This is a genomic window from Cellvibrio fontiphilus (genome assembly GCF_042646205.1).
In the GTDB taxonomy this organism is placed as follows: Bacteria; Pseudomonadota; Gammaproteobacteria; order Pseudomonadales; family Cellvibrionaceae; genus Cellvibrio; species Cellvibrio fontiphilus_A.
Window position 1 is genome coordinate 201,048 of the sequence record NZ_JBHRTF010000003.1, and the last position, 18,696, is coordinate 219,743.

Genomic DNA, 18,696 nt, shown 5'->3' on the forward strand with positions numbered 1-18,696 from the left:
TTATTTGTACGTAAAAATATGGCCTGTATAAAATTAACCCTGCTGGAGTTACTTATGCTGATTCGGCTGAAATTGTTGTTGGTTATCCTTGCCTTTTTTTCCTTGACGGCCTGTAAAGACCTGCTGTCAAAACCTCTCGCCAGTGCAACTGTGCCGGATTTACCCAAACCTCTGGTGGGTGATTGGCTGAGCGAAGATGGCAGTAAACGCTTGAGTATTACCAAAGGTGGCGGGCAGGATTGGTATCAGTTCCGCTATCAGGAGGGCGCTAAGAAAACCGAGGGCCGTTTTGTGGTTTCCTATTTTAAACAGCGCATGGTGTTCAACCTCAACCTGGCTACAGTACGTATCGATAACAAGCCAGTGATTAATAGTGATATGCCTGTGTATTTATTGATGGGGGCCATAGTGGATGAGGAAAATCTACAAATTGCGCCGGCACAAATGGACAAATTTGAAAAACATTTTGCCGATTATTTTTATGCCTCGCCCATAGATACCAAAACCCTGTGTAAACAGGCAGCAAGCTCCTGTTCAGAGAATTTCACCGCTGGCAATTTGTTGTTGTCCAAACGCCTGCGCAAATTCAACGATGAATTTATGAAAAAATATCGCACGGTATTTCCGCGCCGCGATGAAATCGTATTTGTACGTCAGTGATCCACTTGGCACACAGCGAAAAGCCGGTTCGCTGTGTGCTGCTTAGAACCCTCGCGGTTGCACAGAATCTTCACCTAATCTCCATATTCCCCCCATCAAATATCCATTTTGCTAGCGAATACTGAGCCTTATTAACCTCAAGGAGCTTAGTATGACTCGTTCACTGTTATATAAATTTTTGGCTATTGGTGTATTAATCCTGTTGCTGCTCATTCCGTTGGCAATGATTGGTAATTCGATTGACGAGCGGCGCGCTTATAGCGAGCAAGTGGTACAGGATATAGCGCGCAGTTCGGCCTACAGTCAAACACTGGTTGGGCCGATATTGGTGATTCCCTACCGTAAAAAGGAGCGCTACTGGACGTTTAACGATGCGAAAGAAAAAGTATTTCAGGAGCGCGTAGTTGAAGACCGGCTGTATTTTTTTCCTGAGCGCTTTCGCTTGCAGGGGGCGTTAAAAGGGGAGTCGCGCCAGCTGGGTATTTATAGCGCACGGCTATACCATGCCGATACTACTCTTGATGGCCATTTTTCTCTGCCAGTGAATTTTGGCATCAGGGTAAATTTAGCGGATTACACTTTTGATACACCATTTGTCGCTGTGGGTATTAGTGATACTCGCGGTATTAGAAATTCATTGCAGTTGGTGTTGAATCAACAAACCTATGAGTTTGAGCCGGGTAGCCAGTTAAAAATATTGGGTGATGGGGTTCATGCCCGCCTGCCGCAACAGCTACTTTCTGCGGTATATAACCAGCCCCAGATAATACCTTTTTCATTTAAATTAATGCTGCAGGGTACAGAGCAGTTTCATGTGGCGCCGATAGGAAAGGAAACCCATGTAGAGCTGCAGTCTGACTGGCCACATCCACGTTTTTTAGGCGATTTCTTGCCGGTTGAACGCAGCATTAGTGATGCTGGCTTTAGCGCCCGTTGGCAAACGTCCTACTTCTCCACCAATTTTTATGAATACTTTATGGCCTGTGCCGGGAGCGGTCAATGCGAACCATTCCAGCAGCGGCGCTTGGGCGTAAGTCTGTTGGAGCCAATAAACCTTTATGTAAAAAGTGATCGGGCCATTAAATATGCGCTTTTATTTATTGCACTTACTTTCGCCAGTTTCTTTTTATTTGAAATTTTAAAACGCTTGCAGGTTCATCCGGTTCAATATGCATTAGTGGGTTTGGCCTTGGCATTCTTTTATTTGCTGTTACTGGCGTTATCGGAGCATATTGCCTTTGTGGTTGCTTACGCTATTTCGGCATTTGCATGTGTGTTGTTGATTGGTTTTTATGTGTCCCATGTGTTGCAAAGTATGCGGCGCGGTATTGGGTTTAGCGCAGGTTTGGGGTTTTTATACCTACTGCTTTATGGCTTGTTGAGCGCAGAAGATTATGCGTTATTAATGGGAGCTTTGCTGCTGTTTGCCGTCTTGGGTTTGTTTATGTTGTTAACCCGCAAAGTGGATTGGTATTCAGTGGGTGCACAGAAAATATCTGGCCGTGCAGTGCAGGAGTCATAAAGTGATCGAGCTTATTGCATCCTGCCTGATTGTTGGTTTACCGCTCGCCCTGGGCATGGTGTTTACTTATTGTTTATGGAGCAGGGGCTGGGTGGGAAGGTTAGTATTGGCTGCTGTGGTTTTGTTTATGGGTTCAGAGGTTTATGCGTTGAAGTATCCGCAGAAACAATTGAAAGAGAATTATGCGCGGGTAATTGGTTGATTGTCTGCGTGGACTGTTGGTTGTTAAATCGTAGCTTGGGTTAGCGGCGAGTTTAACGAGTCGCGTAACCCAATATTCTGTGTGCGATGGTACTGCTGTTGGGTTACGAGGCTCGCGCTGCTCACCTCTAACCCAACCTACAGTGGTTTATTTTAAAATGGCTTCGATTTTTGCAAGTTCATCTGCACTAAATGCCAAGTTGTTTAATGCAGCCACCGAGTCATCAATTTGCGCCGGGCGACTGGCGCCAATCAAACAGGTGGTAACGGCGTCGTTGTTCAGCGTCCAGGCAATGGCCATTTGCGCGAGCGATTGACCGCGTGTTTCCGCCAATGCATTGAGTGCTTGCACCTTTTGCAGTTTTTCCGGAGTGATGTCTTTGTTGTTTAAATAAATCAACTCGGGGCGCGCTGCGCGTGAATCGGCCGGAATGCCGTTCAAATATTTGTTGGTCAATACGCCCTGTGCCAGTGGCGAGAACACAATCGAGCCAACCCCTTCTTGTTTCAATACATCGGTCAGGCCGTTTTCAATCCAGCGATCAAACAGGTTGTAGCGCGGTTGATGAATCAGCAGCGGTGTGCCCAGTTCGCGCAAAATACGCGCCGCTTCTTTGGTTTGCTCCGGTTGGTAATTGGAAATACCAACATAGAGCGCACGGCCCGAACGCACAATGTAATCCAGTGCCTGCATGGTTTCTTCCAGCGGCGTTTCCGGGTCCATGCAGTGGTGATAAAAAATATCAAAATATTCAAGGCCAGTGCGCTTCAAGCTTTGGTCGCAACTGCTCACCAAATATTTACGCGAGCCGCCAATCCCATAGGGGCCGGGCCACATGTCGTAACCCGCTTTACTGGAAATAATTAATTCATCGCGATAATGCGCAAAATCCTGCTTGAAAATATTGCCAAAGGTGGATTCTGCCGAGCCAAAGTTGGGCCCGTAGTTGTTGGCTAAATCAAAATGGGTGATGCCTAAATCAAACGCGCGGCGCAGCATATTGCGGGCGTTGGCTTGTGAATCTACCGCGCCAAAGTTTTGCCACAAACCCAGCGATAAGCGTGACAAGCGCAGGCCACTTTTGCCACAGCGTTGATACTTCATGGTTTTGTAACGGTCGGGGTGGGCGACGTAAATCGGGTTGGGCTCGTGCGTAATCATGTTATTCCTGCCGGAGAAGAGTGTTGTTGGATCGATAAGATTCTTGTGGTTATTGGCGGGCGATTTTACTCGAAAGGTGCGTCAAGCGTGCGCTTGGAGTGTAAAGATTGGAATGTAAAGAAAAGCCACCTGCATTGGCACTGCGTAAAAAAATCCCCGCAGCGAGCGGGGATTTGTGTACAGGGTCAGGGCTTATACAGCCAGTGGTTGCAATGAATTAGTGGTTGTGGCCCTTGCCTTTACCATTGCCTTGCCCCTTACCTTTGCTGGGGTGGTCATGCCGGTCGTGGTGGCGCTCCTGATCTTCATGATAATGCTCGTCATATTCGGCCGAGCGGACAAAATACACCGGGCGGTCACAGGCGTGGTATTTGCTGCAGTGTTTGCCCCAATTTTTAGCGTGACCTGGGGGTACATGCAGGTACACCGGGCGGCTGCGGGCATAACGCGAGTCGGTGACAATCAGCATAGGGTCGCGGTAATAAACATTCGGGCGTGAATCGTTGCCAATTTCAACACGGCCATAAACACCCGGCGCAACTTCTTTTTCCAGGATGACGCTAATGCCCAAATCGTCGGCGTTTGCGGTGGATGTCGCCAATACGCCCAAGGCAAGTAGCCAGCTGTGCAAAATCTTGTTGTTCATGGTGGGATACCTCTGGTTGCTCTTGTTGTGGTTTGCTTGAAACCTGGGTCTAGCCTAGTCGGTTACGGGTGTGAATTCCGTGGGCTGGCGCAAATTACAACAAATAAATCCATAAATGGTGATATTTACCCCACATAGTGATTGGCGTGATCTATCAACAAGAGCCCCCAGATAACCAACACACAGAGGTTGCCCAGGGTGTAAGCGCGAAAACGATTGATCACATCATTAGTTGTTAAGTGGATAAGGCTGTGGGCCAGGCGCGCCAACACAAATATCCAGGCGGCTACTATCATTGCACTGCTGTCAGTACCCATGGCGATGGCGGTGGCTCCCGCGGCATAAAAGAGCACAGGGATTTCAAACAAATTGCTGTAGTTGCGCGCGGTTTGGGTGATCTCATCCGGCATATCGCCCGTGTTCAAGCGAAATTGGCTGAGCCTTACACTGCCGGTTTTGACCGCTTTGAGGCGCAGGAACAACAGGCGAAATGCCACCAAAAATGTCAGTAACACCATGGCAAACATGGGGTAGATCATGGGGGTACTCCTCGGTCTTATTGGGGGGGAACTGTCCAACTATAGTCCAAATCCACGGCGCAAAAAGTCAACTCACGGCGGCAGGGTTGGGTTTGAGGCGGCGGGCAGTGAGCAGTGCCATGGCGACTTAAAACCCGCGCAGGGGACAAGTGCGTGTTCTGGCACTATAATGCCTGCCTTCGCGAGCAGCCCGGGTTGCTCCCTCGTTATTGATTCAATCGCTAATTCATAAACATCACCACAAGGTAGATTCATGATTATCAAGCCAAAAGTCCGCGGTTTTATTTGTACCAATGCGCATCCACAAGGCTGTGCTGCCAATGTTCAAGAGCAAATCGCTTTCACCAAAGCCAAAGGCCCCATTGCCGACGCACCTAAAAAAGTGCTGGTGCTGGGCTGCTCAACCGGTTTTGGTTTGGCCTCACGCATTACTGCGGCCTTTGGCGGCGGTGCCGATACTTTGGGTGTATGTTTTGAGAAAGAGCCGAGTGAGAGCAAAACCGCTACCGCCGGTTACTACAACACCTCTGCATTTCACGATGCCGCAAAAGCAGAAGGCTTGTACGCACACACCATTAATGGCGATGCCTTCTCTGACGCTTGCAAAGAGAAAGTGATTGCCGAGCTGAAAAACAGCATAGGTAAGGTGGATTTGGTGATTTACAGCCTTGCATCCCCACGCCGCACCGACCCGAAAACCGGTGAAGTTTATAACTCGGTATTGAAGCCTATCGGTAAGGAGTACACCTCCAAAAACCTGAATACCGATACCCTGAAAATTTCCGACGTGACCATCGAGCCAGCCTCTGATGAAGAGATCGCCAACACCGTTAAGGTAATGGGCGGTGAAGACTGGGAATTGTGGATCGATGCACTCAAAGGTGCCGACCTGCTCGCCGACAACTTCAAAACCGTCGCCTACACCTACCTTGGCGACAAGTTGACCTGGCCAATTTACGGCAAAGCGACTATCGGTAAAGCCAAAGAAGATTTGGATCGCGCCGCTAAAACCCTGAGCGCAAAACACGGCGGTAACGCGCGTGTTGCGGTACTGAAAGCGGTTGTTACCCAAGCCAGTTCGGCCATTCCGGTAATGCCTTTGTATTTGGCGATTTTGTTCAAAGTGATGAAAGCGCAGGGCACTCACGAAGGTTGTATCGAGCAGATCCAACGCTTGTTCAAAGAGTGTTTGTATTCCAATAATCCGCGTTTGGATGATGCCAATCGCTACCGTGTGGACGAGTTGGAACTCGACCCATCGGTGCAGCGCCCGGTAGAAGAGATCTGGGAAAAAGTGACTGAAGAAAATCTGTTTGAACTGACTGATTTTGAAGGTTATAAAACCGAATTCCTGCGTTTGTTTGGTTTTGGTATTGCCGGTGTGGATTACGATGCGGAAACCACGCCTTTGGTGCAAACCAATTTTTAATCCCTTGAGGGTTGAGTGATTGTGTGTAAATCCCTCGCTCCGGCGGGGGATTTTTTTTAGTGACTGTTAGATTGCCATCGCCTTGGAGTTTACATGCGTAAACGTATTGCAATTGATATGGATGAAACCATTTGCGACACCCTGAGTCGACATTTGGATTGGTACAACACGGAATTTAACCAAAGCCTCACCAAAGCGGATTTACACGGCAGAAAAATCTATCAAGCCGTACCGGAGGCACACCTGGCGCGAGTGCGCGCCTACCCGGATATGCCGGCGTTTTTTGAAAATATAACGCCCTACGCTAATGCGCTTGAGGTCATTCGCGAATTGCACGAACAGTATGAAGTGGTAATTGCCACCGCCGCGATGGAGCACCCCACATCCTTTGCGCCAAAATACCAATGGCTCACCCAATACTTGCCGTTTTTATCGCCCATGAATTTTATTTTTTGCGGCAAGAAAAATGTGGTGCAGGCAGATTATTTAATCGATGACAGCTCGCGTCATTTTGAAGGTTTTGTGGGGCAGGGCATTTTATTTTCCGCGCCGCATAACGCCAATGAAGTTGCGCCGGTGCGCGTGAATGATTGGTTGGAAGTGCGCAAGTATTTTTTGAAATAACGGGTATTGCTGATGATTATTGTTGCTCATCTGCGCGCGGTGCTGGTCACGGCGATTTTCTCCATCACCATCATCATGATTGCGGTGCCGGTAGTCGTTTGTGCTCTGGTGAAATTGTTGGTGCCAGTCCCCGCGCTGCGGCGCGCGATTGATCGGCTGTTGGATGCCGCCTCCAATGTTTGGATTACCTTTAACACCTGGCAGCAGGAGCACACCCTGCCCACCAAGGTAGACGTGGAAGGGCTGGGGAATCTGAGCCGCGACGAGTGGTACATGCTGATTGCCAACCACCAGTCCTGGCCGGATATTCTGGTATTGGTGCGGGCGTTTAATGCGCGTATCCCGGGGGTTAAGTTTTTTTTCAAACGCAGCCTGCTCTGGGTGCCGGTATTGGGGTTGGCGCTCTGGGGGCTGGATTTCCCCTCCATGCGCCGCTACTCCAAAGCAAAATTGGCGCGTCACCCGGAGCTAAAGGGTAAGGATGTTGAGCAGACCCGCAAAGCCTGCGAGCGCTTTCGCCATCACCCGGTCACGATTATTAACTTTCTGGAAGGCACTCGTTTTACCCCGGCCAAACACCGCCAGTTGCAATCACCTTATCGCCACCTGTTGCCAGCAAAAGCCGGCGGTCTGGCGTTTACCCTGGCGGCTATGGGCGGCCAATTGCACCGCCTGCTGGATGTCACTATCTATTACCCTGAAGGCATTCCCACCTATTGGGACTACGCCTGCGGGCGGGTAAAGCGGATTCGTGTGCACATTCGCCAGCTGCCCATTCCCGCCGATTTAATTGGCGACTACAGCGAGGATGCCGCGTTTCGCGCGCGTTTCCAGTTGTGGGTCAACCAGCTGTGGCAGGAGAAGGATGAACTGCTGGCGGCGATGATTGCGCAGGAGCAGGCGCGTAACAATTAAACCGGGTGAGGGGCTTGCTATGGGGTTATGCTGGTGGTGGAATAGTTTTTCTCCAGCAAATCTATAGGAGGCCGCATGTTCTATACCCTGAGTGATTTGTTTGCCAAGTTAGGCCTGCCCAACTCTCCGGCGGCGATTGAGGCGTTTATTGAAAAACATCGCCCTTTACCCCAAGCGGAACCTCTGGCCAGTGCCAGTTTTTGGACACCGGAGCAGGCGGCCTTTCTGCGCGAAGCCCGCCAGGAATACTCTGCCTGGGCTGAGGTAGTGGATGAACTTAATTGTTTATTGCGCGATTAAAAACCCGCATTTCCTGCCTTGAAACGACCGGCCAGTTGCCGGTCGTTTTCATTTGGCAGTCAGCTTTTCTATGTTATGGTTCCCCCTCTTTTAACCGATGTAACAGGATCGACTATGTATAAATTGACCGCTGCGCTGGTTCTTGCCGCCTCTGCCACCAGTAGTTTTGCCCAGGACGAAAAGCGCCCTTGGGAAGTAGAAGTGGATATAGGTGCTATAGCTACCTCGGGCAATACCGACACTACCAGTTTGCAATTCAAAGTAGATGCAAAACAAAACCTGGAGCGCTGGGAGAACCAATACGTATTTAATTCCCTCTTTAAAGAGGACAGCGTTAAACAGGATGACAACAGCACCCGGCGCGAAAAAACCGCTGAAAAATATTTTGGTTCAGCAAAATTTGCCTATTTGCTGGGGGTAGAAGAATCCTATCTGTTCGGTTTTGGCTCGCACACTAATGACAAATTTGGCGCCTACAAAACCTACAGCACCCTGGCCTTGGGTTACGGTAATTGGCTGTATTTCTCACCCACCTTTAATTGGTTTATTGAAGCGGGTCCGGGTTATTTTGAAGGTGAAAAGGTGACGGAGAGCGATGATCCGCTGGTGCCTGACACTATCACTGAAGAAAGTGGTGCAATGCTGCGTGCGGCAACGGCACTGGAGTGGAAGATCAGCGACAACGCAACCTTCAAACAGCTGGTGAGTGTGGAATCCGGTTCGGACAATACCCGCACCCAAAGCGAGACATCGCTGGCGACTTCGATCAATAAAAGTATGAAAATGAAAGTGGGTATCGCTGTCGCTAACGATAGCGACGTAGCGCCCGGCAAGGAAAAAACTGACACCACTACCTTTATCAATCTGGTGTATAGCTTTTAAGTGAACCCCGGTTAGCGGCATTGCCCGGGTAAACAAGGCAGATGTTGGCAATAAACGCCAGCATCTGCCTTGTTGTTTTATAATTTCATCCATTGATGGCCGCGGTTGCGGCTCCTGCTCATTTAACAAAATATTAACGACTATGGCTTCATCGCAATTTGATCGCGCTTTACTTCACCCCCGTCACTGGCCCACCTGGATTGGTTTTGGTGTTTGGTTTGTGATTGCCCAGCTGCCTTACCGCTGGCAAATGGCAATGGCCAGAGTGTTAGCGCCCCTGCTGCACCTGAATAAAAAACGCGTGAAAATGGCGCGCACGAATTTGCAGCTGTGTTTTCCGCAAAAAAATGCAGCGGAAATTGAGCAGTTACTGGAAGCCAATTTGCAATCCACCGCCATGGCAGTATTTGAAACGGGCATAGGTTATTTCTGGTCAAAGCCGCGGCTGCGCAAATTATTTTCCATCACCGGCCTTGAGCATATAGAGCAGGCCAAAACTGAAGGGCAGGGGGCGCTTTTGCTCAGCTTGCATTTCACTACACTGGACATCGGCAGCGCTATGCTTGGCGTCTGCGTGAATTACGATGGCATGTACAGTCCGCATAAAAATAAAGTGTTTGATTATGTGCAAAAAGTTCGCCGCGAAGCCTATGTAAAAGAAGGCATAGCAATCAGCCGCGACAATGTGCGGGCGATGGTGGCGCAGCTGCGCAAAGGCCGGATGATTTGGTATGCACCCGACCGCGATTTAGGCCCAAAGGTTTCGGTATTTGTTCCCTTTTTTGGTGTGCCTGCCGCAACCGTTACCGCGACTGCACAATTTGCGCGTATGGGGCGCGCCCAAATTATTCCCTTCTCCCAATACCGTCGCGCTGATGGCACAGGTTATGACGTGGTGATTCACCCACCGTTTGAAAACTACCCCAGCGGCGATGAATTAGCCGATGCGCGCCGCGTCAATGAATTTGTCGAACAGGAAATTTTAAAAGCGCCAGAGCAGTATTTGTGGGCCCAGCCGCGTTTTAAAACACGGCCGGAAGGCGCGGCAAAAGTTTATTAATCTGTTTTATTGAATTGTAGTTTATTGATTTGTAGTTTCGGGCGCGGTGGTTTGGCCGGCTGGTGCCGGTTGGTCGGAATAATGTACGCGCCCGTTTTCATCCGTCCAGCGATAAATTTGAGTGGGCTTTTGGTTTTGCTCCGCGTTGGATTCGCCCGCTGTTGCCGGCTGCTGGGTGTCTATATCAATCACTTCATAATTGCTCATTCCGTTTAGGGGAATAGGCTCCTGATTAAAAATAATTTGCGTGAGCTGATTCAGTTTGGGGTTTAGCATCAGCGGCAATTTATTGGGCGAATTTAATTGCTGCTGAAACTCCGGGTCATTCACAATCGCGATAATGCGCGGGTCGTGTTTAATCAGTTGTACGCGGTTCCAGGCGAGCACCATTTTTTCTGCAGCAGCCTGGGCACCCGCATCGCTATTCACATCGGACTGCGCCATTAATGCCTGCATGCTCGGGTTTTCAATCAAGGCTTTAAATTCCGGGTTGCGCATCAGCGCCTGGGTATCGCCAGTTGTCAGCAGCGATTGAATCGTTTCATCCGCCATCAGGCTTTGCATCTGCCCGCTGTTAGTCATCTCCTGCACGTGGGCAAGCATAATTTGCGGGTCTTGCACAAACGCTTTGGTAACCTGGCTTGCGGTTTTATCTTCCACTGCCAAATCCACCGCCGTTGCCGCGGCTGCGCCCATTAATTTTTTTGCGCTGGCTTCAATAAATGAATCCCTGCTGCGCTCCAAATCCCGCAGTGTGGGGACGCCCGGGGCAGTGGTCCCGTTTGTTGTGGCACTTGTCGGGTTTGCGCTGGCAATTGAATCAGTTTCAAGGTGTTGGGCAGGCAGCGGTTTGGGGGTTAATACCAGCCCCATCAAATACACCGCCAGTAAACCCGCCAGTGCGCCCACTAAAACACCTACACCAGCGCCGCCAATTTTTGAGCTGGTTGTTGCCGCATCGCTTTCAGGCACTAGCTTGCCAATATGTGTCAGTGCAAACGCCACAATAAAACTGACCAACAAAAAAATACCGGCGCCGGCAACAAAATACACAATCACACCGGTCAGCAGGGTGTGTTGCATGAGCAGCGCTGCCACGGCCGGAGTAAAAATCATCGCAGCAGGGTAGGCGACAATCCAACTTAAAATTCGGGTAATGGAACCGATAAATCCCTTTTGATAACCGCGCCAGGTGAAAAAAATCAGTAGCGCAAAAAATACCAGGGTAGTGACTTGCATGGTTGCTTCCTTATTCGGGTTCTTTATCGATAAAAGTAAAAAATAAATTCAGAAAATAAATTAAAAAGCGGCGCCAGTTGTTACCACTCAAGCCGCAGGTTGCGCTGTATTTCTTGGGTAAACGCGGCCGATACGCCAGCCCTGCGTGCGTAATCCGGCCACTGGCTTACCACGTCTACTACCTGCGCAATAATTTGTTTGGCTTCTTTGGTGAAGTTGCTAATTAAACTGGCAGCGCTTAATAAATCGTCCCGTGTAAAGTTATCGCGTTTGCCATTTAAGTTCAGCTGGTGTGAATTCACCCAGGGCGATCCCGGTTTGTAGCTGTAGGCAACATCAAAGGCGGGAGCTAACTGCCATGAGCTGCGCGGGCCGGGCAGGATAAAACCAAAATTCTTGCTGTGGTCGTCATGGTTGCGCGCCACTATGTTAAACACCATACGACGATAAATTTCTATTGCTTCCGCGCGCGTTAAACGCAATTGGCGTGCTACCGCAAATAATTGCTCGTAACTGTAAAAGCCCGGTTTTTTAAAATCGGCATGATCCATAGCGCAGAGCGATTGATAGTGCACTTTGTGATTGCCAATGCGATCAAAACGGCGCGTTAGAAAGTGGGCGCGTTCACCGTCCACTAATAATTCGCAGTCTGTCATCTCAATGCCGGCGGCGCTGGCCATTAAATAATAAGCGTATTCCATGCGGCCAAAACCCTGGGGGTCGCCAAAAGTTTCGCGGTTGCTGCCTTGTTCAACTACACCATCAAACTTTAATAAGTAGTGCTCAAAGCCCTCTGGCGCATCCACCTGGCCGGAGCGAATTTCATTGCGCTGTGCATTAATCGCCACCAGCGCTTTGGCACGCGCGCCGCCGGCAGAAGTGCCCACCTGCAGGATTGCGGTTAAATCGTCATGCCCTTTGTGTTGCAGCGCGCTGGCCAAACCCGCGCGCTGGTCCAGCACCTGTTGCGCCATGGCAATCAGCGATTCCAATTCCAGTTTGTTATTCGGCTGGCGGGTTTGGCGCAGGGCGGGCGCATATTCCAGTGCGCCCATGCCGCGTTTGCCGCTGTAAAGCAAACGCTCCAGCGGGTTAAAACTGTGCGGGTCGCGCCCGTTGCGGGCGAGCCAGGCATTAATGACCGCGTTGCCAAAATCGTCGGGCAGGGTATCGGCAAAACAGGCCGGCAGGCCTTTGTAAGTATCGCGGTTCAGTTGGGGGAAATGAAAAATCCGGCTGGCTGCCGGTTGGGGCAGGCTGGGCATGTGCAAAGGCGCAATCTGCACACCGGTACTGGCCCACTCAGGTGTGTATTCAAAGGTTGCAGTGGCAGTATCGGGCGACCAGGCCAGCGCGCCCACTAACTTGTCCCACAGCCAGACTTCAGCAAGGTTCTGCATTACCAATCCAACCCTTGTTCGTCAGCACCAGTCGCCGCCTGCGCACCGCGCGGCTGGCGCACCCGCTGCCGCTGTTTGCCACGCAACTTCAACTGCTCAAGCGGGCTGGGCGCCGGCTCTGGCAGGAAGTTATCCAGCTGATCCAACGCATTCAACGCGCGCAGCGCCGCAATCAGGTTTTCCAACTTACCGCCGCCGGCCACCAGTTGGCGATAACTCTTGGCAGTAATACCAATCTCATCCGCCAGCATTTGCTGGGTAAAGTTGCGCGCCAACCGCAAACGCTCAAGGCGCTCACCCAGCGCGGCAGCAATCGCCTTATTAGTCATGGCTTCGTAGTTCATAAAAGTTACTTTATTGCCCTTTAATCGCCTTTATAAAACATTAAAGTTAAATTTATACCTATTATTTAATATAAGCAATATAGTTAAATAAGGTGCTTTTAAGTGAAAATATCAGCTTAAAAGGTATTTAAGTATCTATTAATGGTTTTTTATTGACTGAATAATCTCATCGTCTTTTCATTAACCCTTGGGGTTGGCTTGTAATGTGACGTTATTCACATTTGCATTCCCATCGACTAAGCTCCCAAAAACCCAACGGGACGACATGCCATCAGGCTCACCCACAGGAACTATTTCATCGGATGACGTAGTGACCCCTCCGCTGTTCTACTTCCCTCGTGCGCGCGATTGCGTTCATCCATCCCTTCACCTTCGGTGCCACACACCGAACGGAAAAGCGTTCAAAGGAATAAGCATGGAAATAGCGTTAAGTGAAACAGGTTTGCCCATCAGTTTTGCATCAAGGCGAAATTCATATGGATTCTGAAGAAATAAAAATAAAAATTTTTGGTAAAGACCAGAATTCCGATTTAGATGAAAACTACTATGAATCATTTTTTAATTTGGCTTTACCAAATGGCTTTGCGTTTTGGAATGAAAAAGATTTGGATTACAGAGAGCCGTTGATTCGGGGATTGCCGGAGTAGGTTGGTGGTGAGTTTACGAACCCCAACAGATTGAGGGGTGGAATTGTGCCCAAAGCGGAAATTTGTTGTCGTCCTACAAATAGCTATCAACTTTTGGGTTTAATTGATCTTAAAATTAATAGTCAAGACTGAATGCAGGAAAAACTAATGAGTGAAGGATTGAGCACGGAACAAGAACTATTTAATGAATTAGAGATGTTGTGTAAATCGCCTGGTTACTTTCATGTAATTGCTTACTTTTGTTTCAGGGATAACACAATAAAGTATGTAGAAGGAGAGATGGGTGTTGATGATGTGATGCAGCAGTTTTCTATGGAAAGACTCGTTCGCACAGAAATATCAACATTAATAGGGTTGGCGTGCAAAGGTGATCTTGATATGACCCATCCTGGGCCAAAAAAAATTCAAGAATACATCGACCTTACACAGTCGCTTCTGGATGACCTACATAAATCTATGATGCCTCCAATGCATGAAATTTTTCATAGACCCGAAACAGGAGAGGCTACCTATAACCCTTTTAGCAGAGGAAAATTATTAAGGGAATCGATTTTTTATGGCGGAGAATCTGCATACAATTTCCAGTATAGAGATCTATCCATTAGGAAATATCAAAATGACAATATTTGGTTTGTAGAAAATAAGGGGTATTCTATTGAGCAGGCTGAAAAAATAGTCTCCGGGTTACTACTTTTGCAAAACGACAAGATAAGTGATCTGATTCCATCTCAATTAGATAATCTTTCTCCTGAAGCATGGACAATGCTTCCAGCTTTTATTTTCTCTATAGGAGAATTGACGGATAAATCTGGTGTTGATTTTGAAACCACAAAAAAATTAGTTGAATCCTTCGTATGCCCGAGTGGTATTAACAAAAATAATTTTTCTGCATTAGATGATTTCAACCCATTGAATGCCTATCCAATAATAAGAGTAAATGAAAGTGAATATTTGCTTTTTCAAAATTATAGTTTAATGGAGGCTTTGTACGAGACCCCTTTTTTCTGGTTCAACGCTGATGAAAACTATAAGGTTAAAGCCAGAGAGAACAGAGGGATTTTCACCGAAGATTTTGCTGCAGAAAGACTTAAACTGGTGTTTGGCGAAGACCGGGTTTTTACCAATGTTAATCTCTACAAAGGGAAAAATATAGCTGGCGAGATTGACGTTCTCGTGGTTTTTTCGAACAGAGCAATTGTTCTGCAAGCAAAATCAAAAAAATTGACTATAGCTGCGAGAAAAGGGAACGACAATAGTCTCCAAGATGACTTCAAAAATGCAGTGCAATCTGCCTATGATCAAGCTTTTATCTGCTCTAAGCTTTTGAATGATAGTGATTGTCGGTTGGTTGATTCGTCCGGGGAAGAATTAGTTTTTAATAGAGATTTTGAGGAAATATATCCATTTTGTGTGGTTTCTGATCATTATCCGGCGCTTGGTTTTCAAGCCAGACAGTTTTTAAAATATCAAATAACACAAGAAATCAAACCTCCTTTTGTAATGGATGTATTTCTTCTAGATGTAATGTCAGAAATGCTGCATTCGCCTTTGTACTTTTTAAGCTACATCAATAGAAGGGTTGAGTACTCTGAACGAATTTTATCTAATCATGAATTAACTGTTCTCTCCTACCATTTAAAGCAGAATCTTTGGGTTGATAATGATATTTCAATGATCCAACTTGGAGATGACATTTGTGCAGACTTAGATTTGGCAATGCTAACAAGAAGAAATGGTGCACCAGGCAAAGCAACTCCTGAAGGGATATTAACAAAATACAAAAATACTACCTATGGCCATTTAATAGCTGAAATTAGCAACCTTGATGATGCTGCAACCATTGATCTAGGCTTTATGCTCCTCTCTTTAAGTGGAGATACGATAGAGCAAATTAACGACGGTATAGATCATTTATGCAGATTATATATGGAAGATGGCAGAAGCCATGACCTCACATTGTGCATAGATGAAGGAAAAACAGGATTAACTATTCACTGCAATAATGATACCCGAAACTTATCTGGGCCAAGACTTCAAAACCATTGTAATAAACGTAAATATGCCAGTAGAGCAAATACATGGTTTGGGTTGTGTATTGATCCACTAAACAAAAAAATAAAGTTTGGTATAGAACTTAATTTTATTTGGGCCAAATCAGATGAGATGGATGAACTTACAAAAAATATGCCTGCAGGTCAGAACTTAAAAGATGGAATAAAAATTAATTTCAAAACCAAGACAAGATATGGAGAAAAAGTTGGCCGAAATGATTTATGCCCTTGCGGTAGTGGCGTGAAGTATAAAAAATGCTGCATTTAGCGGTATTGCATAGGATGTTTAATTGAACAAAGAACGCATGATGGAAAAAGAGGTAATCCTCTTAAGAAACATTTATGACCATATTGGTGAAATGGTTAATTTTTCGCTATTTGAAATTCAGAGATTCAATGGTGACTCTATTATCATGTTTAAGGACATGAACCAGCGAAAGCTATTTTTCATTTTATTGGTTGATTTTTTGTCGATCACTGACGATAGAGGCCCAATAGGTAAAACAAGTTTCTTAAGAGGTATAGTTGAAATTTGTAAAAATCCAAGCTTTTCAACACGAGGATATGAACAAGAGCTTCTATTTGTAACTGAAAATTTCATAAATTGGCTCAATGAAAAACGCAATATTGATATATGGATGCCGTCTTTAGATACGCAAGTTGATCTTTCCATATCGAGGCTCGATGCGTTAAAGATGTCTGGCGACATAGCAAAACATAACTACCTTCGCGCGTCAGGTGTGGCATTGAGGTTGAAGGAGATATTAAAAGAAGCGGGAATTGAAGTTAGTCTTGACCAAGCTCTTTTGGCTTTCCCAGATTTTTGTGGGAGATTTCAAGATGACATTTTAATTTATCTATCTAGCCATATATGTGAGTTTTTAAATAATATTCGCTGGGGCATTCATCGATACTTACGCCCTGAGTTCTTGAGAAGTTATAGAAAAAGTAATGACTTATATTATGAATATAGCTTTTCTATTCCTGACCAAATAGTATCTGAGTATGCCCGAGACTGTTATTGGACGCTCATGAGTTATCTTCGAAGCGATCCGTATATGGAAAAATTCATTATTGCTCAAGACTTAAAAACGGAATACTGAAAGAAAATGATGGCATGGAAATTTCCGGACAAAAAGTCTAATGTCCGCAAATGGCCGATAGCAGCCACTCCAAAATACCCAAGCACCCCTTGGGTATTTTTTATCAAATCTCCCATCTTTTAAAAAAAACAAAAAAACAAAAAATAAAACTCCCGTATTTCGCTAGCCTTCATACAGGCTACGAGTGAGAAATTAATTTTTGAATTGTGTTGCGTGGGAAATAAGGCAGAGAGAAAAAGCAGCAGGAAAAAATGGCGTCCCCGGCGGGAATCGAACCCACATCATACGCTTAGGAGGCATACGTTCTATCCGATTAAACTACAGGGACGGCGGGCGGGATTATATAAAAAACCTTTGTAAAAACCTACCGTTAATGCTGCTTTCATTTTAGTTGTTTGTGGCGGTCGCTTAATAATTGGCCGATGTTTGTCGTATTGCGTTGGGGTTGGTGCGGGTGTTGGGGTTGCATCGACTTTGTGGGTGGGTGGGGTTAATATTTGCGCCAGTTCACACACAAAAGGAATGTACGATAACAAATGATCATAGTCCCTACTGAAAAATCCCTGGATTGGCGCCATGCGCCCTTGGTGCTCTGCGCCTTGGTGTTTATTAATGTGATGGTGTTTTTCCTCTACCAAAGCGGCGATACCACCAAGCTGGTGGAGGCGATGACCAGCTATCAAGCCCAGGGTTTTATTGACGATGAATGGCCGGTGTTTGAGGATTACCTGGAAGAGCAGGGCGATGCGCAGTTGGCGGAGTATCGCCGCAGTTATGCCAAGGGTCAGTACGATTACATCATCGCCGATTTATTAATGCGCGAAGATTTTTACTCCTACCTGCAAACCAATGTGCGCTCTTATATGACGCCGGATCGCTTTGACTTGTGGGTGACCGAGCGCGCGCGTTTGCATAAATTGGTGCAGTCGGTGAGTTATATCGCCAATGGTTTGCAAGCCAATCAATTGCGTCCCGCGAGTTTAATTACCCACCAGTTTTTGCACGGCGACATTATGCATTTGCTGGGCAATATGTTTTTTTTAATTGTGTGCGGTTTTGCGGTGGAAGCGGCCATAGGCCACTGGCGGTTTTTGTTGTTTTATTTGCTCAGTGGTGTGGGCGCCGGTTTGGCGCAGGCAGCTACGGATTGGACTAGCAGCCAGCCGTTGGTGGGGGCATCGGGCGCTATTTCCGGGGTCATGGCCATGTACCTCGCCGTATTTCGTTTTAAGAAAATTGAATTCTTTTATTGGTTTTTCTTTTTGGTGGGTTACTTCCGTGCGCCGGCTTTGCTGATTTTGCCGTTTTATATCGGCAAGGAAATTTACCTGTATCACACCGACCCGGATTCCAACGTGGCGTTTATGGCCCACGCCGGTGGTTTTGTGGCGGGTGCGCTGTTAATTGGTTTGGCCTGGGTGATGAATCGCTCGCTGTTTAATGATGATTACATCAATAGCGATCAGGCGATAAACCCGGAGCAAAAACCACTCGCCGATATTTACGAGGCGATTGAAAAATTCCGGTTTGAGCGCGCCCTGCAATTGGTAGATGCACAAATCGCCCACAAGGGTAATCAATTTGATTTGGCGATGCTGCGTTATAACCTGCTGAAAATTGAACGCGGTGCGGCGCTGAATCCGGCAGTGACAAGCCTGCTGACCTTGCCGCTGTTAACACCGGAGCAAATTAAAAAACTGGGCAAAGTCTGGTTGGATAACCCCGAGGTGCATGAATCCCTGAGCGAATCGGCCGCGCTGAAATTAGCGATGCAATTTTCTGCACTGGAAAACCCGCAGCCGGCGGAGCAGTTGTTTAACCAGCTCAGCCGCAAGGGTTGCACTAACCCCGCGATGAGTGTGTTGGCCACTAAATTGGCCGCAGCGTTTACGCGCCTGCGCGACACCAGCAAACGCAACCATTACGAACAATTGGCGCTGCAATTTAACGCCAGCCATCAGCCTTAACCGCG

At 47.3% G+C, this 18,696-nt stretch carries 19 protein-coding genes and 1 tRNA gene; 13 read left to right on the forward strand and 7 right to left on the reverse strand.

Going from position 1 to position 18,696, the window contains the following annotated elements:
• Window positions 1-54 precede the first annotated feature (54 nt).
• From ACFODX_RS06415 to ACFODX_RS06425, 3 genes are all read left to right on the forward strand, one after another.
• Complete coding sequence (locus ACFODX_RS06415) at window positions 55-660, forward strand: hypothetical protein (protein ID WP_378117248.1); 606 nt, start codon at window positions 55-57, stop codon at window positions 658-660.
• Window positions 661-811: 151 nt separating this feature from the next.
• Window positions 812-2,182 (forward strand): cell envelope integrity protein CreD, encoded by a 1,371-nt coding sequence (gene creD / locus ACFODX_RS06420; RefSeq protein ID WP_378117250.1) that lies wholly within the window; start codon window positions 812-814, stop codon window positions 2,180-2,182.
• 1 nt (window position 2,183) lies between these two features.
• Window positions 2,184-2,384 carry a hypothetical protein gene (locus ACFODX_RS06425; protein ID WP_378117252.1) on the forward strand — a complete coding sequence of 67 codons (201 nt, stop codon included), beginning with the start codon at window positions 2,184-2,186 and terminating at the stop codon, window positions 2,382-2,384.
• A 147-nt stretch (window positions 2,385-2,531) separates the two neighbouring features.
• Here the strand turns inward: ACFODX_RS06425 and mgrA are convergent, their stop codons facing one another.
• The 3 genes from mgrA to ACFODX_RS06440 form a co-directional block, all read right to left on the reverse strand.
• Window positions 2,532-3,545, reverse strand: coding sequence for an L-glyceraldehyde 3-phosphate reductase (mgrA, locus tag ACFODX_RS06430; RefSeq protein ID WP_378117254.1), 1,014 nt, complete (start codon window positions 3,543-3,545; stop codon window positions 2,532-2,534).
• 217 nt (window positions 3,546-3,762) lie between these two features.
• Window positions 3,763-4,191, reverse strand: coding sequence for a hypothetical protein (locus ACFODX_RS06435; RefSeq protein ID WP_378117256.1), 429 nt, complete (start codon window positions 4,189-4,191; stop codon window positions 3,763-3,765).
• Window positions 4,192-4,316: 125 nt separating this feature from the next.
• Entirely contained in the window at window positions 4,317-4,730 is a 414-nt protein-coding gene (locus ACFODX_RS06440) for an MAPEG family protein (protein ID WP_378117258.1), read from the reverse strand.
• Between the two features lie 253 nt (window positions 4,731-4,983).
• On the opposite strand from ACFODX_RS06440, the gene fabV reads away from it, so the two are divergent.
• The 6 genes from fabV (at window position 4,984) to lpxL (ending at window position 9,940) form a co-directional block, all read left to right on the forward strand.
• Window positions 4,984-6,159 carry an enoyl-ACP reductase FabV gene (fabV, locus tag ACFODX_RS06445; RefSeq protein WP_378117260.1) on the forward strand — a complete coding sequence of 392 codons (1,176 nt, stop codon included), beginning with the start codon at window positions 4,984-4,986 and terminating at the stop codon, window positions 6,157-6,159.
• Between the two features lie 93 nt (window positions 6,160-6,252).
• The gene (locus ACFODX_RS06450) at window positions 6,253-6,783 is read left to right on the forward strand and encodes a 5' nucleotidase, NT5C type (RefSeq protein WP_378117262.1); all 531 of its coding nucleotides are present in this window, start codon (window positions 6,253-6,255) and stop codon (window positions 6,781-6,783) included.
• 12 nt (window positions 6,784-6,795) lie between these two features.
• Window positions 6,796-7,698, forward strand: coding sequence for an acyltransferase (locus tag ACFODX_RS06455; protein ID WP_378117265.1), 903 nt, complete (start codon window positions 6,796-6,798; stop codon window positions 7,696-7,698).
• Window positions 7,699-7,773: 75 nt separating this feature from the next.
• On the forward strand, window positions 7,774-7,998 hold the full coding sequence (locus ACFODX_RS06460) for a DUF2789 domain-containing protein (RefSeq protein ID WP_378117267.1): 225 nt from the start codon (window positions 7,774-7,776) through the stop codon (window positions 7,996-7,998).
• 114 nt (window positions 7,999-8,112) lie between these two features.
• Entirely contained in the window at window positions 8,113-8,880 is a 768-nt protein-coding gene (locus ACFODX_RS06465; protein ID WP_378117269.1) for a DUF481 domain-containing protein, read from the forward strand.
• A gap of 142 nt (window positions 8,881-9,022) precedes the next feature.
• Entirely contained in the window at window positions 9,023-9,940 is a 918-nt protein-coding gene (lpxL, locus tag ACFODX_RS06470; protein ID WP_378117271.1) for an LpxL/LpxP family Kdo(2)-lipid IV(A) lauroyl/palmitoleoyl acyltransferase, read from the forward strand.
• Between the two features lie 21 nt (window positions 9,941-9,961).
• On the opposite strand, the gene ACFODX_RS06475 is transcribed toward lpxL, so the two are convergent.
• From ACFODX_RS06475 to ACFODX_RS06485, 3 genes are all read right to left on the reverse strand, one after another.
• Entirely contained in the window at window positions 9,962-11,179 is a 1,218-nt protein-coding gene (locus tag ACFODX_RS06475; protein WP_378117273.1) for a CvpA family protein, read from the reverse strand.
• Window positions 11,180-11,259: 80 nt separating this feature from the next.
• Complete coding sequence (locus tag ACFODX_RS06480) at window positions 11,260-12,579, reverse strand: type II toxin-antitoxin system HipA family toxin (protein ID WP_378117276.1); 1,320 nt, start codon at window positions 12,577-12,579, stop codon at window positions 11,260-11,262.
• Window positions 12,579-12,923, reverse strand: a complete 345-nt coding sequence (locus ACFODX_RS06485; RefSeq protein WP_378117278.1) for a helix-turn-helix domain-containing protein — start codon at window positions 12,921-12,923, stop codon at window positions 12,579-12,581. Before ACFODX_RS06485 ends, ACFODX_RS06480 begins: the two co-directional genes overlap by 1 nt.
• 476 nt (window positions 12,924-13,399) lie before the next feature.
• Between ACFODX_RS06485 and ACFODX_RS06490 the strand changes: the two genes are divergently transcribed.
• From ACFODX_RS06490 to ACFODX_RS06500, 3 genes are all read left to right on the forward strand, one after another.
• A complete protein-coding gene (locus ACFODX_RS06490) occupies window positions 13,400-13,570 on the forward strand; it encodes a hypothetical protein (protein ID WP_378117280.1) in 171 nt (56 codons plus the stop codon).
• Between the two features lie 147 nt (window positions 13,571-13,717).
• The gene (locus ACFODX_RS06495) at window positions 13,718-15,889 is read left to right on the forward strand and encodes an SEC-C metal-binding domain-containing protein (RefSeq protein ID WP_378117282.1); all 2,172 of its coding nucleotides are present in this window, start codon (window positions 13,718-13,720) and stop codon (window positions 15,887-15,889) included.
• 22 nt (window positions 15,890-15,911) lie between these two features.
• Window positions 15,912-16,724: a hypothetical protein gene (locus ACFODX_RS06500; RefSeq protein ID WP_378117284.1), complete on the forward strand. Its 813-nt coding sequence runs from the start codon at window positions 15,912-15,914 to the stop codon at window positions 16,722-16,724.
• A 252-nt stretch (window positions 16,725-16,976) separates the two neighbouring features.
• Here ACFODX_RS06500 and ACFODX_RS06505 read toward each other — a convergent pair.
• Window positions 16,977-17,052, reverse strand: a tRNA-Arg gene (locus ACFODX_RS06505).
• Between the two features lie 208 nt (window positions 17,053-17,260).
• On the opposite strand from ACFODX_RS06505, the gene ACFODX_RS06510 reads away from it, so the two are divergent.
• Complete coding sequence (locus ACFODX_RS06510) at window positions 17,261-18,691, forward strand: rhomboid family intramembrane serine protease (RefSeq protein ID WP_378117286.1); 1,431 nt, start codon at window positions 17,261-17,263, stop codon at window positions 18,689-18,691.
• Window positions 18,692-18,696 lie beyond the last annotated feature (5 nt).

Bases quoted from the DNA above. Each gene is read 5' to 3' on its own strand.
- ACFODX_RS06415 (WP_378117248.1), top strand. From the start codon at position 55: ATGCTGATTCGGCTGAAATTGTTGTTGGTTATCCTTGCCTTTTTTTCC.
- creD (WP_378117250.1), top strand. From the start codon at position 812: ATGACTCGTTCACTGTTATATAAATTTTTGGCTATTGGTGTATTAATC.
- mgrA (WP_378117254.1), bottom strand. From the start codon at position 3,545: ATGATTACGCACGAGCCCAACCCGATTTACGTCGCCCACCCCGACCGT.
- ACFODX_RS06435 (WP_378117256.1), bottom strand. From the start codon at position 4,191: ATGAACAACAAGATTTTGCACAGCTGGCTACTTGCCTTGGGCGTATTG.
- ACFODX_RS06440 (WP_378117258.1), bottom strand. From the start codon at position 4,730: ATGATCTACCCCATGTTTGCCATGGTGTTACTGACATTTTTGGTGGCA.
- fabV (WP_378117260.1), top strand. From the start codon at position 4,984: ATGATTATCAAGCCAAAAGTCCGCGGTTTTATTTGTACCAATGCGCAT.
- ACFODX_RS06450 (WP_378117262.1), top strand. From the start codon at position 6,253: ATGCGTAAACGTATTGCAATTGATATGGATGAAACCATTTGCGACACC.
- ACFODX_RS06455 (WP_378117265.1), top strand. From the start codon at position 6,796: ATGATTATTGTTGCTCATCTGCGCGCGGTGCTGGTCACGGCGATTTTC.
- ACFODX_RS06460 (WP_378117267.1), top strand. From the start codon at position 7,774: ATGTTCTATACCCTGAGTGATTTGTTTGCCAAGTTAGGCCTGCCCAAC.
- ACFODX_RS06465 (WP_378117269.1), top strand. From the start codon at position 8,113: ATGTATAAATTGACCGCTGCGCTGGTTCTTGCCGCCTCTGCCACCAGT.
- lpxL (WP_378117271.1), top strand. From the start codon at position 9,023: ATGGCTTCATCGCAATTTGATCGCGCTTTACTTCACCCCCGTCACTGG.
- ACFODX_RS06475 (WP_378117273.1), bottom strand. From the start codon at position 11,179: ATGCAAGTCACTACCCTGGTATTTTTTGCGCTACTGATTTTTTTCACC.
- ACFODX_RS06480 (WP_378117276.1), bottom strand. From the start codon at position 12,579: ATGCAGAACCTTGCTGAAGTCTGGCTGTGGGACAAGTTAGTGGGCGCG.
- ACFODX_RS06485 (WP_378117278.1), bottom strand. From the start codon at position 12,923: ATGAACTACGAAGCCATGACTAATAAGGCGATTGCTGCCGCGCTGGGT.
- ACFODX_RS06490 (WP_378117280.1), top strand. From the start codon at position 13,400: ATGGATTCTGAAGAAATAAAAATAAAAATTTTTGGTAAAGACCAGAAT.
- ACFODX_RS06495 (WP_378117282.1), top strand. From the start codon at position 13,718: ATGAGTGAAGGATTGAGCACGGAACAAGAACTATTTAATGAATTAGAG.
- ACFODX_RS06510 (WP_378117286.1), top strand. From the start codon at position 17,261: ATGATCATAGTCCCTACTGAAAAATCCCTGGATTGGCGCCATGCGCCC.